Annotated in this window: 11 protein-coding genes; 5 read left to right on the forward strand and 6 right to left on the reverse strand. The window is 41.2% G+C overall.

Annotated elements, in window-relative coordinates; genetic code table 11:
• Positions 1–36: 36 nt before the first annotated feature.
• From A7968_RS01415 to A7968_RS01425, 3 genes are all read right to left on the reverse strand, one after another.
• Positions 37–678 (reverse strand): HAD family hydrolase, encoded by a 642-nt coding sequence (locus tag A7968_RS01415; RefSeq protein ID WP_064664791.1) that lies wholly within the window; start codon positions 676–678, stop codon positions 37–39.
• 178 nt (positions 679–856) lie between these two features.
• Positions 857–1,366 carry a DUF6702 family protein gene (locus A7968_RS01420; RefSeq protein ID WP_064664792.1) on the reverse strand — a complete coding sequence of 170 codons (510 nt, stop codon included), beginning with the start codon at positions 1,364–1,366 and terminating at the stop codon, positions 857–859.
• On the reverse strand, positions 1,366–3,807 hold the full coding sequence (locus A7968_RS01425; RefSeq protein ID WP_064664793.1) for a M1 family metallopeptidase: 2,442 nt from the start codon (positions 3,805–3,807) through the stop codon (positions 1,366–1,368). Before A7968_RS01425 ends, A7968_RS01420 begins: the two co-directional genes overlap by 1 nt.
• 551 nt (positions 3,808–4,358) lie before the next feature.
• Between A7968_RS01425 and A7968_RS01430 the strand changes: the two genes are divergently transcribed.
• The 4 genes from A7968_RS01430 (at position 4,359) to A7968_RS01445 (ending at position 10,230) form a co-directional block, all read left to right on the forward strand.
• A complete protein-coding gene (locus A7968_RS01430; RefSeq protein WP_064664794.1) occupies positions 4,359–4,598 on the forward strand; it encodes a hypothetical protein in 240 nt (79 codons plus the stop codon).
• Positions 4,599–4,664: 66 nt separating this feature from the next.
• Entirely contained in the window at positions 4,665–5,906 is a 1,242-nt protein-coding gene (locus tag A7968_RS01435; RefSeq protein ID WP_064664795.1) for an exonuclease SbcCD subunit D C-terminal domain-containing protein, read from the forward strand.
• Complete coding sequence (locus A7968_RS01440) at positions 5,903–9,553, forward strand: AAA family ATPase (RefSeq protein ID WP_064664796.1); 3,651 nt, start codon at positions 5,903–5,905, stop codon at positions 9,551–9,553. The genes A7968_RS01435 and A7968_RS01440 overlap by 4 nt, the downstream gene beginning before the upstream one ends.
• An 11-nt stretch (positions 9,554–9,564) precedes the next feature.
• A complete protein-coding gene (locus tag A7968_RS01445; RefSeq protein ID WP_064664797.1) occupies positions 9,565–10,230 on the forward strand; it encodes a class I SAM-dependent methyltransferase in 666 nt (221 codons plus the stop codon).
• Positions 10,231–10,277: 47 nt separating this feature from the next.
• Here A7968_RS01445 and A7968_RS01450 read toward each other — a convergent pair whose 3' ends face one another.
• On the reverse strand, positions 10,278–10,964 hold the full coding sequence (locus A7968_RS01450) for a DUF3313 family protein (RefSeq protein ID WP_064664798.1): 687 nt from the start codon (positions 10,962–10,964) through the stop codon (positions 10,278–10,280).
• A gap of 220 nt (positions 10,965–11,184) precedes the next feature.
• On the opposite strand from A7968_RS01450, the gene A7968_RS01455 reads away from it, so the two are divergent.
• Positions 11,185–11,757, forward strand: a complete 573-nt coding sequence (locus A7968_RS01455; protein WP_064664799.1) for a hypothetical protein — start codon at positions 11,185–11,187, stop codon at positions 11,755–11,757.
• 36 nt (positions 11,758–11,793) lie between these two features.
• On the opposite strand, the gene A7968_RS01460 is transcribed toward A7968_RS01455, so the two are convergent.
• The gene (locus A7968_RS01460; RefSeq protein WP_157586609.1) at positions 11,794–13,026 is read right to left on the reverse strand and encodes a hypothetical protein; all 1,233 of its coding nucleotides are present in this window, start codon (positions 13,024–13,026) and stop codon (positions 11,794–11,796) included.
• Between the two features lie 155 nt (positions 13,027–13,181).
• Positions 13,182–14,645, reverse strand: coding sequence for a dGTPase (dgt, locus tag A7968_RS01465; RefSeq protein ID WP_064664801.1), 1,464 nt, complete (start codon positions 14,643–14,645; stop codon positions 13,182–13,184).
• Positions 14,646–15,066: the final 421 nt, after the last annotated feature.

Raw genomic sequence — 15,066 nt, forward strand, 5'->3', positions numbered from 1 at the left:
AGTAAAACCACACGCTATTTAACATAATAATTAATTTTATAGAACGGTGGAGTCTAAGGAATGTAATTGTGGCTGTTTTTCACTTAGTTGATTTATTAACCCAGGTAATTCAGAAAAGTGCTTTAAAATGTAATCTGCCTGACTTGCATATGCAGGAACATCGCTAGGTGCATATAAACAAGCGCGCATATTTGCATTATGTGCCGCCTGTATATCATAAAGGTAATCCCCAACATAAAGTACATGCTGCTTCTCCATTTCCCATAATGTTGCAATTGCATTTAGGGCACTAGGATCAGGTTTTGCAGGGGCATCACTGCGGGTCAGTACTGTTTGAATTGGCAATGGATTATTTTTTAATTTAAGTGCGGCAGCGCGGTCATAATTTCGCGTTACGATTGCCATCGGCAGGGCTTGTTGTTTTAACCTTGCGACTGCTTGCGCTACGCCAGGTAAAAGGGTTGCATGTTGCGCATCTATTAATTCATGTTGATGTACTATATTCATTGCTTCTTCACGCATATAAGGAGAAGGAAGCTGAGCTATAAAACTAAGTAAATCAAGCTCTTCTGGGCATCCAATTTGCGCCTTTATCAAAGTAAAATCTAACTCCGATGACATAAGCGTGCCATCTAAATCAAAAATCACCCCAGCGACCATGTTCTCATGCAAATTCATATCTTTCCTTGTCTATGATACCAATCGACTTAAATACATAACACGATTGGTATGATTTCAAATTCATCCCAGTAACTTCCTATAAGATAGTTTAAGTAATTGGATATGAGAAGAAATTTAAAGAAAAAAAACGCGCACAAAACTACTGTGCGCGTCGGTTGGGAAATAACAACTAAAACTAATTACTGCTTGCTGCTAATGGCTCAAAGCGAGCTTCAAGCCAAGTATCGTCTTGAGTGAAATGCAAGGTTTTTACTTTGCCTTTACCTTCCACATTAACCATATTGACTTGTGCAGGCCATAAATCACGCAGTGCACCATGACTCATGCGAATGCCTTGAATATCTTTAGGGATAGGGGCTTCTTGGTATACCCAAAAGAACTTTCCATCTATTTGAGCGCCCACTTCCTGCAATTTTAATGGCTGTCCATCAAGTGTTTGCAGAGCAACATGTGACTCGATGTAGTCTGCAAAACGTTGTTGATCCTCTTTATTACTTATAATATCGGCACTGCCAGGAAATAAATGCTCCACAGCATGCTCAGTATCGTGTAAATAAAAACGATGCATCAACTCGATGTTGTTAGTACGTTTATTAAATAAAACCGTGGTTACAGACGCTTTCAGTTGATGCGCCATTGCAGGCGCAGCAACTAGTAAAGCAAGAGTAATGAGTAAAAAACGCATTATTGTTGTTCCTTAGCGTCATCTTTTTCTTCATCATTTTTTAATTCAGTTTTGATATCATGCATGATATCGCGGCTGACTTTCGCTTTACTCTTGTCACGCTTATATACTTCAATACGTGATGGAATGATACGGCGCGGGTAGTTGTTATTTTCAACATCTACATCAGCAGTTTCCCAGCGCGGGTCAACTGAAACTGAAACAAGTGGTTTATTGTTATCAGTGATAATTAACTTTTGCACATGTTTATGATTACGGCGCCAAATTTCAGCCGGAATATACTGCTCTTCTTTACTGCCGTCTTCATATGTTAGCTCAAGTAGAATTGGCATCACTAAACCACCCAAGTTTGAAAACTCAAGCACATAGTAATTTTTATCTTCTTCAACTGCACGATCCAGTACTTTACGCTCCCACGGCTCTAAACCTTTTAAGAACTTGTTATACGCGTTACGCTCTTTATTCGTTACAGTGAAGCGGTCATTACCGTCATAGAAATCAGTCACGTCTGGGTTTTCTTCAACCCATAACTTCTTACCTTCGGCCTTATTGCGCTCAACGAATAACGGCATTGGTTTCGCCGCTTCAATATCACGGAGGCGGTTAAAATCAATGTCAGGATCCTTAGTGTCTAAACGCAATTGATAGACTTTATCTAACGAGATATCTACATGATCTGTCGTGTAAAACCAACCACGCCAGAACCAATCTAAATCAACACCTGAGGCTTCTTCCATCGTACGGAAAAAGTCAGCTGGGGTAGGGCGCTTATACTTCCAACGTTGGGCATATTCTTTAAAAGCGAAGTCGAATAAATCTCGGCCTAAAATAACTTCACGAAGAATATTTAGTGCAGCAGCAGGTTTAGTATAGGCATTAGGGCCTAAACGCAATACGCTGTCAGACTGTGTCATAACAGGTACTTGGTTTTCAGATTTCATATACGAGACGATATCACGTGGCTCTACGCCCCATGGAATAGTCGGGTCCCACTCACGGCCCGCAACGCCATCTAAAAAGCTATTCAAGCCTTCATCCATCCAGGTCCACTGGCGCTCATCAGAGTTAACCACCATAGGGAAATAGATATGTCCTACTTCGTGGATCACCACGCCAATTAAAAAGCGCTTTTCAGCTTGCGAGTAGGTACGAGTGCCATCATCTTGTAACTTTGTACGCGGACCATTAAAGGTGATCATCGGGTATTCCATACCACCGACAGGGCCATTTACTGACTGTGCCACAGGGTAAGGGTAATCAAATGAGAAGCGTGAATATACTTCCATGGTATGAACAATGGCTTCGGTTGAATACTTTTTCCAAAGATCGCCACCTTCTTTCGGGAAAAATGACATTGCCATCACTAATGGTTGATCATCTCCACCTTGCTGATAGCCTTTAGCGTCCCACATAAATTTACGTGAAGAAGCCCAAGCAAAATCACGCACGTTTTCAGCTTTAAAGTGCCACGTTTTGGTTTTGTCAGTGCCTGCTTTTTCGTTTTCTAGTGCTTCTTCTTCAGTCACAATAAAAACTGGGCGTTTTGCTTTTTCGGCTTGTTCTAAACGATTACGCTGAGTGCGCGTTAACACACTGCTGGCATTATCAAGTTTACCCGTTGCTGATACGATATGATCTGCAGGCACAGTGATCTCAACATCATAATCACCGAATTCAAGGGTAAACTCACCACTGCCTAAAAACGCTTTGTTAGTCCAAGCTTCATAGTCTGTATATGCGGCTAAACGCGGGAACCACTGCGCAAGTAAAAAGATGTCATTACCATCTTTTTCAAAGTGTTCATAACCTGAGCGAGCGCCTACGGCATCTTCTTCAACAATGTTGAAGGCAAAGTCCATGCTAAATTCAACATCTTTACCAGGTTTAAGCGGCTCGTTTAAATCAATACGCATTAGCGTATCAACCACAGTTACTTTGAGCTCTTTACCACTGTCATCTTTAACATTTGCGACCGTAAAGCCTAACTCATTATCACTCATAAATTGCTGACGACGAAGTTGCCCTAAGCTTAACTTTGCCGGTTTGTCGTCTGGACGACCTTGTAATTTATCCGCATTAAAGGTGGTTGTACGCTCTGCAATTGAATCATTTTTGAAGATGTTTTGATCCAATTGTAACCACAAGTACTTAAGTGTATGTGGGGAGTTATTTTTGTATTCAATAGTTTGGCTTGCAGTTAAACGACGTTTTTTCTCATCTAACGTCACATCAATGTCGTAATTTACTCTCTGTTGCCAATATTTCTCACCAGGTTCACCGGCTGCACTGCGATAGACATTAGGTGTTGGTAACGCTTCATCGAGTTGACGAAACTTATCAACATAGCTGCCTTTAGTTTGCTCAACTGAAGACGCTAAAACAGAACTTGAGAGTGCTAATGGTAAAAACAAAGCCCCTAAAGTTATTACTGCTTTTTTCATAATTAATCCTGTTAAATTTCCGTTACTGTACTTTGTCAAACTAGCCTTAGTTATTCAATTAAATAGCGACAAACGGCTGCTTTTACAGGGTAGAAAAAGCAATTATCAGAAACTTACTTCCGCCTAAGAGCTAAACATATTGTAAAGGGGGTTTACAGTAACCATTGCATAAAATTCTACATAGTAAAAAAAGACGATCGTGTAGCCGCTATTCCAGCTCAAACAACGCAGCTGAATGAATACAAAAACAGAGGCTTTAAGTTTGTTGAAGTAATAGCCGCATGCGATAAAAATGATGCCCTAAATCGTTATCCAAAACATAATAAAAAACGTAAAAACTGGCTTGTTTTATGCAGTATATTGTTGGTTATTGCGGTAACTTTGAGCCTAATTTCGGCTATTTTTAGTTTAATTGCTAAATAGTGAATTCTTTAGTTGACCTTTATAGTCTTTTGTATTTAAAATCGCCCACTTTTTTAATTTGAGGGGTTTAAAAGCATGGCTTTTCCTTTCAAATATGTTTCAACAATCAAGTAAAATGCGGTGGTCGTATGGATTTTTATATCCTAAAAAAACAACAAGAATTGATTGCAATTCCAGCAGATGAACAAAGTTGTAAACAGTATCTAGATTCGGGCTATTTTTATATTGATAAAGTGGCCGCTTGTAACGAAACTAATGCATTAAAAGTATTACAAGCAAAACAAACCAAAGCCTTAAAGGTGCCTTTAGTGATGGCATTATTAGCATTGCCGATTGTGATTTTTGCTTGGTATAACCTCAGTCCCTAACTATGCCCTTGCATCTTAATTTAGCTTGGGTATATTGACGCTCTTAACAGATTTTAAGAGCGTGACATGAAAGTCTTACACACCTCAGATTGGCATCTTGGCCAACAATTTTATGAACATCACCGTGCAGATGAACACCAGCAGTTTTTTAATTGGCTGATTGACACGCTCGTCAATGAAGAAATCGATTTACTGTTAGTTGCAGGAGACATTTATCACACCGCAACACCACCTGCGAGCAGTGAAAACCAGCTTTATCAATTCATCAAAAACGTTAAAAAACGCTGCCCGACATTACAGATAGTGATTATTGCTGGAAACCATGATTCAGCAAATCGCATTATGACCGCAAAACCTTTACTGGCACAGTTTGATACCCATGTAGTAGGGCGTTTTGATGCGAATAACCCTGATGATGTTGTGATCCGCATAAACACAGATACAGTAAACGCTCATATCGTCGCCATGCCGTTTTTACGTGCCAGTGACGTCACAACCTTAAGTAATACAGAAAACGGGCCAGATTACGCTCAGGGTATCGCTAAAGCGTACCAACTTAGCAGCGAATGCGCACTTAAAGATAAACCCGACGCGACGCCATTACTCATCATGGGTCACTTGCATGCAAAAGGTGGTGATATTTCCAGTGATTCAGAGCGCAATTTAATAATTGGTGGTGAAGAGTCAGTCACCGCACAAATCTTTACTGATCAGGCAAATTACGTGGCGCTAGGGCATTTACATAAAGCGCAGAAAGTCGCAAAGTCCGACACTATCCGCTATAGCGGCACTCCTATGCCTATGTCGTTCTCTGAACGTCATTATAAGCATCAAGTATGCATTGTAGAATTGGCAATCGCCAATCAACAAATTGTCGTTACTGTAAACCCCCTTTACATTCCACGTGCCGCTGAGGTAATTCTGTTACCTGAAGGAGAGTGTGTTCCCGTTGAACAATTATGCGAGCAAATAGCGGCTCTAGATCTCAGCAGTTACAGCCAACCTCCATATTTAAGAGTCAAGCTCAGTGCAGGGGATACCGATACCACCTTTAGAGAGCAAATTGAAAAAGCACTGGAAAATAAAGCGGTCAACTTTTGTGGTATAGAACGCGTACGGCAAACAAATAAACAGCAAAGCAGCGCTGTGTTTGAAGATCTAAGCCAAGTCGAGATGCTCAACCCGCAAACTTTATTAGAGCAGGCATTCGCAAATAATAAAGATATGGCTGGGCAAAGCGTACCTGATGAGTTAAAAACGCTTCTAAACGAGGTGATTGCTGAACTGGCGGAGCAAGAGCAACTATGAAAATAACCGCAGTACGCATTCATAATTTAGCCTCTATTGTTGATGCTGAAATAGATTTTACCAAAGCGCCCTTAAAAGATGCAGGCTTATTCGCTATAACTGGTGATACAGGTGCTGGCAAAAGCACTTTTTTAGATGCAATTTGCTTAGCTCTTTATACTAAAACAGCCAGACTAAAAGGCGATAAAGGTAACTTAATCGATTTTAATGGCGACAATATTAAGCTCAATGATCCTCGTAATTTACTACGAAGAGGTACATCAACAGGCTATGCCGAGGTGGACTTTGTAGGTCAAGATAAATGCCAATATAGAGCAAGATACACAATACAACGCGCTCATAAGAAGATAACGGGTAAATTAAAAACTGCCGAACATAGTCTATTCAGCTTACCTGACGAAGCGCTTATTGCCGATAAAAGTAACACCATCAAGCACATTGAAAGTAAAATAGGGCTTAGCTTTGAGCAGTTCTCACGTGCGGTATTATTAGCACAACACGAGTTTGCTGCATTTTTAAAAGCCACCGGCGATGAACGCGCACATCTTTTAGAATGCTTAACCGGCACTGATAAATTTAGCCTAATAGGCAAGCGTATTTTTGAGCGCCATAAAGAGCAAAAAGATAACTTAGAGTTATTAAAAGCAAGCCTGGCAAGTTATACCTTACTCACAGATGAAGAGTTAACGGCTAAAAAGGCACAACTAGCAGAATTAGAGCTAAAACTAAAACAAGCAAAGCAACGTGTACTCAACGCAGAGCAGGGCGTTAATTGGTATCACCAAGCCAACAAATTAGCTCAGACTTTGCAGCAAGCTCAACAAAACCAACAACAAGCCAGCGCTGCCCTGGCTGCGATAGCAAAACAAAGTGAGCAAGCGAAACAAGCACAAAGGGCGCTGGAAATTAAAGACAACCGCAGTCGCTTTGCAAGCTTAACCACACAAAATAATGAGCTAAACACTAAGCTAAGTGATTTAAAAAGTTTTGATCACACAACGCTAATAGCCAACCTTGCTAGTGCCCTTGAACAACACAGTCAAGCTTTGCAAACAGCTAAGCAGCAGCAAAAAAACGCAGAGCCATTGCTCAGCAAGGCCCGCAAGCTTGATAATCAATTGGCTATCGATGCACAAAATATAACAAACCTAGGCCTGCAAGCAGATAAAGAACAATCACAATTAACAAATTTGCAGCAGCAACTTAAGCACAATCAAACAGAGCACGCCGCAGCAGAAAAACGCAATACTGAGCAGCAACAATGGTTAGCGCAGCATAAGCAACTTAAGCCATTAGCAAGTGATTGGGCTTACTATCAGCACAGTTTTAAGCAATATATCAACGCCACCGAGCAGTTAAAGACGACCGCGGCACAAAGTAAACAACTAAGCGCTGAGCAGTCTAATCACCATGAGCAACTGACCGCGCAAAATAACCAAGTTGCAGCGAGTGAGCAGACGTTAGAGCTTGAACAAACCGCACTCCAGCAGCTCAATCAGCAACAAAATCAATTTAATATTGAGCAGTGTGACGCCCAGCTAAAAAGTATCGATTATTTAAAAGAGCAGCGTGAACGCTATAAGCAGTTTAGCCAAGAGTTAAAACACAGTGCGCAGCTACAGGGCGAACTAACTAGCAAATTGACTCACAGCGAACAGCAACAAGCAACATTGCAGCAAAATTTATTAACCTGTGAGCAAACCCTAAAACACAGCGAATATGCGCTTAATCAAGCGCGTCTGCGCGCCAGTGAAAATGTTGAACACCTACGCGCTCAGCTTGCACCTAATGAACCATGTGTAGTCTGTGGCGCTACAGAGCACCCATTTGTGACTGCTCAAAACCAGCAATTGGCAAATTTAATCACCGACTTTGAACATGATTATAGCCACGCTAAACAACGTTATGAACACGCACAAACACAACTGCATCAGCAGCAAACTCAACATGCTGTGTTCGTCGCTGAGCACGCACAGTTAGAGCAGACGATACAGACTGTACAAGCCAAGCAACTAGACATTAAAAACACCATGCAAAGTACCCGCAGTGAACTAAATGACTTAACGGCTGAACAGCTAGACTCGCATTACCAGCAACTCAATGAGCAAAAAGCCCAGTACTTTGCAGTGCAAAAGCGCCAGCATGAGCTGCAAGAAAAAGTAAACCAACTGCAAAACAAGCTTAAAGCAGAACAACAAATTCAACAACAGTTGCACAACCAGCATGTTGATTTAAGCCATCAACTTAACCAGTTAAGCAACAAACACAATGAACTAAATTCGCAAATAAATGAATTAACTCAGACCCTTGACACACAGTTTTCGCAAACTGAGTTTTGGCAACAATTGCAAAACAATACACTTGATCTCAATCAGCTTGCACAGCAGGTAGAGCAATACCAACACACCCAAAGCTTGCTTGAGGGCACTCAAAAACAGCTTGATAGTAGCGAGCAAAAAACTCAGCAACTTAACCCGTTGATCAGCGAAAGCGAACAAGCGCTAAACGCGTTAACTGGCGAGTTAGCAAAAGCACGGCAGCAGCATAACAACACCCAAAGTGAACGATTGGCACTATTTAATAATGAGCAAATTAGCGTAGATGATTACCAAGCAAGGCTCGCGACGCATCATGAGCAATGTCAAACACAACTAACACAAAGCCAGCAAGCCCATGACCAAGCAATCAAACAACGTGACGAACAGGTGATTGCAATTAATAATCATCAACAACGCATAGAGGAGAACAGCCAAGAACTAAGTTCGTTAACAACCCGCTACGAGCAGTGGTTTAGTGAATTTGCAAGCCACTATACCGATATCAGCCATGAACAGATCGCTATTTTACTAACTCTAAGCAGTGATGATATTAAAGCGCAATTACAGCAACATGAGCAATTAACACAAGCAGTTGTTGATGCAAATGCGGCACTAAAACAACAACAAAGCGCTCATCAACAACACCAAAGTAGCGATAAACCAGAGCAAACCGCTGACCAACTTACAGCACAGTTAAATGCACTGACCGAGCAGCAAAACGCATTGCAAAAATCGCAACTGGAGACCAATACTGCACTTGAGCAACATAATCAAAATAGCAAAGCACTGCAGACCAAACAGCAAGAACTTACCGAGCTGCAACAACACGTTGAACAATGGCATATGCTCAATAAAGTACTTGGCGATGCAACGGGTAAAACCATGCGTAACTTAGCGCAAACTCAAACCTTAAAAATATTATTGCATTATGCCAATAGCCATTTACGAACACTAAATAAACGCTATGAATTAACAGCCATAGAGCAGAGCTTAGACATTGCGATTGTGGATAAAGATATGGCCGACGAACAGCGCTCGGTAAATACCCTCTCAGGTGGTGAGTCGTTTTTAGTGTCATTGGCGCTGGCGCTAGGGCTTGCTTCGCTGTCATCGAACAAAGTAAGCATTAATTCTTTGTTTATTGATGAAGGCTTTGGTACGTTAGACAGTGAAACACTTAGTATTGCCATGGATGCACTTGACTCTTTACAAGCGCAAGGGCGTAAAGTCGGGGTAATTTCCCATGTATCACAAATGACCGAACGGGTTGCAACGCAAGTTCATGTTGCTAAAAAGCCCGGTGGTTATTCAACTATCTCTATAATATAAAGGATTGATTGATGCCAACATTTACACATGAAGAAGCCAAAGAGTACGATTCACGCATTACTCGTTTAGTGCCAGGCTATGATTTATTACATTCCACAACCGCAGCACAACTAAAAGTAACATTGCCCGATAATGCTCATATTCTCGTGGTTGGCTCAGGCACCGGCAAAGATATTGCTGCGCTTGCCGCGCTTAATCCAAGCTGGCATTTCACCGCACAAGACATTTCAACTGATATGCTCAATATTGGCCAAAAGCGTTTTGCTGATTTAGGTATTAGTGATCGTGTAACGATTCATGTTGGCGATATCGAGCAATTAACAGATACATTTGATGCCGCATTGTGTTTACTAGTGCTGCACTTTGTTGCTGATAATGGCGATAAAAAATCATTACTTCGCGCCGTAGCCAAGCAATTAAAGCCATCAGCACAACTGTATTTAGCTGACTTAATGCGCCCAGAAACAGGTTTTGAGCGCGATGCACAATTTACTCTTTGCCAACAATTAGGCCTAACTGATATTGGTGTAGAGCGTATGAAACATAATTTTGAGCATGAATTTTACCCGTTAGACCGATTACGTCTCTCAGAACTACTCGATAATGCTGGCTACAGCACGCCTAAATTGTATTTTAAAGCACTCAGCTTTAGCGGTTATGTAATTCAAAAACGTTAAACGGCAGGATGGGCTCAACCTTGCTTGGGTTGAGCTCATTACTATATTTAGTCTGTAGATGCTCGGGTTTGCATTAGCGCATTTTTAAAATCATTAGCCCAATTACGATAAACGGTTTTTACGTCGCCCATATTGAACACTTGGGTGTTTTGTTGCCATTGATCCATAGCTTGGCTACGATCGGCTGCTTTTGCTATTACCGAATTGTCTTTACCGTCCTTCACTCGCGCAAGCAAAACCATAGAGCCACTATTTTGAGTATAAGTAGCACCGCCACTTTGAAAACTACGACGACTCGATTCAATTGGCGCAGCAAGGCGGATGTCTGTCACATACGTTTCAATTATAAGCGTATTCGCATCAGGTGTAGCCACCAATTGATAGGGCTGTTCATCATTAAACACTGAGCTTACAGTTTCATTAAACGCCACAGCCAGCTTACTTAGTGCGCTGGCATCTAAATCATAGGTTGCATCAAAACCTTCAGCACGGCGGTCAATACGCGGCGCTTTGTAGCCTTCAGGATGTTCATTAGTAACAATGACCGGAGCAAAATAAACTTTTGTGAAACGGCTCCAATCAGTGCCCGCTTTGACATAAGCCATATTCATTTGCGCGTTTGCGATTTTAGATAAACCATCCTTCGTTTGCTCAGTTGTATCAACACTCAACGGCGAAGAAGCGCATGCACCTAGCAACGCAGTTAAACTTAATACCAACAATGACTTTTTCATTAAATTATCCTTTGAAATGCAGTGTATTTGAGTAGAACCTAAATAGGATAAATTTAATATCCACAGTTCATGTCATGGAAAGTTAGTGCTGTTAAAATTTAGCACACGCTGATGATTATGCAATCAGATTAGCTGTTATCGACTTGATTGTACCTATAAACTTGGCTTCACTCGAAAATACTGGTAGGCTATACACTCATCTTTTACAGGACGTAAACTAATGAAAAAATGGATTTTTATCTTAGTGGCACTGGGCTTATCGCTTTTATTGATAGCGACAACGGCAGCAAATACTGCACAGCAATCATTACAACACACTGATCTCACCTTACCAGAACATCATTCATTAACTGATCTAGTTAGCTCCCCCTTTGCAGGTTTAACACTCGAGTCATATTTTTATCATCGTTATAAAAAACACACTGTATTATATGCAGTAGATCAATCGCAGCATCACTGCAATGTTCGAGCGAATGGTGAAGATTTGACTGTTTGGTGTAAGAAAAGCATAGCTGCGAAACACCCCTTAGTCGAACACTCAAGCAGCACCTCAAAACGCACTGAAGCGGATCCTGATGACCAAGTATTCGAAATTACCTTACCCAAAGATACTCCACCCTCCCTCGATTTATCAAGTCAACAGATCAACCATCAAACACAAGTAAGTTTATTACAGCAGGTTTCGCCTTTAATAGCCGTCGCATTTAGCTGTTTATTAGTCGTTATTACGGTTTCATTTTTTCACTGGCGAGAAGCAAAAAAAGCATCTACTTACAACGATCAAAAGCAGTAACGTGTTTGCACGCTTTAAATAAAGCGTGCTTGATTATTAATCGTCAGTTTTTAATTGTTTAGCACGCTCTTGCGCTGCGATTAACTCGGCCGATTTAGGAACCTTTTTCTTCGGCACTATTGTTGGTTTTTCAGGCGAATTAGGGTCCCAGCTTGGATCCAAAGATAAGTTAGCAAATGGGTTAGCCTTTTGCTCAGCCGTCGCTGTGTCATCTTGATCAATGGATGGCTCATGCTTATTACTTTCAAGCTCTGGCTGCTGCTCAGCTGCCAGCTCTTCATTTAGTGCAGCCAGCGCTTTTGTAAGGTCATCATCGCTGTCAGCCCCCACAGTATGGTCTGCTGTACTTTCAAGGTCTTGCTTAAATGAGTCAGTCTGCGGCGCAACTTCTTCTGTGCTATTCACTCGTTGCTCAGAGTCATCACTGGTTTGTACTTCAGACGATACGCTCGGTTTTTGGCCCGGTAATGGCGCATCGGGATCAAATGTACGTACTTCAGGCTCTTTGAAGTCGTGATCATTACTAAAAATACGTTGTGTCAGTTGCGCTTGTTTAGATCCATCATCGTCAAGTGGTGAAGGCTGTGGTGCTGTACTTGCCAGATCATTTTCGGCGGTGGGTTGTTGTGCTATTGGCTGCTGCGTTGCAGACTGTTTCTTTTCATCAGCTACAGCGGCTTTACTTGGCTTGTTCGCTAAAGTACTAGCAAGTGGGTCTACGACGTTACTTTCGATTGATTCAGCCGCTGAATTTTTCTTGCCGCGTAAACGCTGCAACAGTAATCCTGCTAACAACAACACGGCTAATAGCAATAAACTTGGCATTAATAATGAACCCGTTTCAGCATCATTATTGATTGCCTCACTAGTAATTGCCGGAGCTGGCGCATTTATAGGCTGTTGATTTAACTGCTCAACTTGCTCTTTAATCGGCTCTGCAGTTGCTTCAACTTCAGTTGTAGAAACTTCACTCGCCTCTACTACCGCAGTTGGTACCGCTTTTTCGCTTGACTTCGCTTGTTCAACTTTACTGTCAAGGGGGTTTACAGCCACAGTCGATTGCTCAATAGGTTGACTGCTGCTCTGTTCAGCTTTTGTAGTTACAGGCTCAGGCAATGAGTTGTTCGGTTTTGTGACTGGTGTTTGCACCTTTTCGACTGGCGGTGGATTGCTGCAGTTTTTGTCGTAATCTCTGGCGGCATTGCGATAACTACGGCTGCTGGTGTTATCACTGTATTGCTGCATTTGTTGCTTATACAAAATACACATAGCTTCGCTATATTTTGCAAAGCTATTAAAACTACACGTTAGTAAAATAAAAAGGCTAAGCCGCGATAAATAAGTGACCATAATTCTATTAAGCAAAGTAACACAATAACCTCAGTTTAATAGTTGTGCGCAAATTTATCTAGCTGTTAACTTTACTAATCAATGACCATCAAAGTGCGATATTCATCATAGGCAAACTGATCGGTCATACCGCTGATATAGTCTTGAATAAAGCGACAGCGATAATAAAATTCGTACGCGATTACATGATCTGGCTCAGCTTGCATCGCATCGATAGCATGCAGATAGGTATTTAAATGTTTTTTTGATAGCTTTTGCAGCAAACGGGTTTCAATCAAAAAGCGGCTATCGCCCTTGAGCACTCGTTTAAAATTATCGTGGCTGAGCTGGAGTAGGGGCTTATAGCAATCCAGTAACCCCGTAATAATACGATACCCCTGTAACTCTAATTTACCCACTTCTTTGTGAGAGAATACATACTCATACGCCACTTGTTTTAAAGTGCTGGTAATGGCGTGTAGGTGACTACGATCTTCCAATAAAGCTTGGTTAAAATCGCCATGATATACCGCTTCGATGTTGTCTATAAAGCGCTTAGCAGCATAATTAACTAGCGGGTGGAGCAGACTTACTCGTAAATAAATAAAAAATTCACTGTTAAAGTTATACGGCTGTAACTTAGCTTTTTCTAAAGCATAATTTACTGCTTTATCAACCACATGCTGATGTTCAACAGCATCAATAGTAAAATTAGTAAGTATTTTTTTATAATGGAGTTTGAGTTTATCGCAAAGTAGTTCAACATTAATGATGCCTTTTTCTACCGCATCTTCAATATCAGCTAAACAATAGGAGATATCATCCGCAGCTTCCATTATATAACTGGCAGGGTGGCGACATTGAGGATCGATCTCGAGCTCTTTTTGTAAGCGCTCAACAAAGTTTTTTTCACTATAATAAAAACCCACTTTTTTCATCAGGTAGTTTTTATCACGCGGTATATCTTCTTTGGCCATACTAGCTGGGCGCGTATATTTTAAAATAGCCGCACTTTGGCTATAGGTTAAATTCAGTGAGAGTAACGAATGAATGATGCGAATACCTTGTGCGTTGCCTTCAAAGTTAGCTATATCGTGAGCTAAATGCTTAAAGATCACGCCAATTCCAGTATGTGGATCACTACAACGAGCAGGAGTCAGTGCCGATAAGTTTGCGTTAAACCATTGATTAATTGCCGCTTCACCAAAATGACCAAATGGCGGATTGCCTATATCGTGCATCAAACAGGCCATTTCTACGAGGCTTTCCAGTGGTCGCTCCAGCCCAGTCAACCCATATTCAGCCTGCTGTTTGGCGGTCAAATTAGCAAAAATACGCTGAACAATAAAACGTCCAACTTGTTGTACTTCTAATGAATGAGTCAGTCGTGAACGCACTGCGGCATTGCGCTCAAGTGGGAATACTTGCGTTTTTTGTTGCAAACGGCGAATTGCCGCACTATTGATAATACGACCACGATCGCTTTCAAGCGCTGTTTGTAAATTAGGGGTCGAACGCTGCTCACGCGCTGAGGTGATTTTTTTACTAAAGTCGATCATGGCAGTTCCTTTTTATTGTAAATTTAATCTAACAGCTTGTATCATAAATGAGAATGGATAATTAACTTTTAGAATAAAGCCTTATATACCCAAACCACCTCAAGATGCGAGTTTCAGTTGGAATTAAAAGCGATTTAGGCAAGGCATTGATTGCAAGTAATAGTAGCTCTATTGTTAAAATCAATAACGCAGTATAAATCGCTTTTAAACCAACCCTTTGGGCGTTCCACAGGCACTTACTCTCAGCGTTGTTCCTTCTTAAAAGGGACGACCATTCTTGCAAAGTAACGCCTTGATATTAAGCCCCTGTGAAACGCTGAATTCTGCATTTTGAGGAGGTTTAGGTATATATGTCACAAATGCATATTACACTCCACTGTGTCACTTTTTTAACTCAATATTGCTTTAACCCAAGGTGGTT

The organism is Pseudoalteromonas prydzensis (assembly GCF_001661495.1).
Lineage (GTDB): Bacteria > Pseudomonadota > Gammaproteobacteria > Enterobacterales > Alteromonadaceae > Pseudoalteromonas > Pseudoalteromonas prydzensis.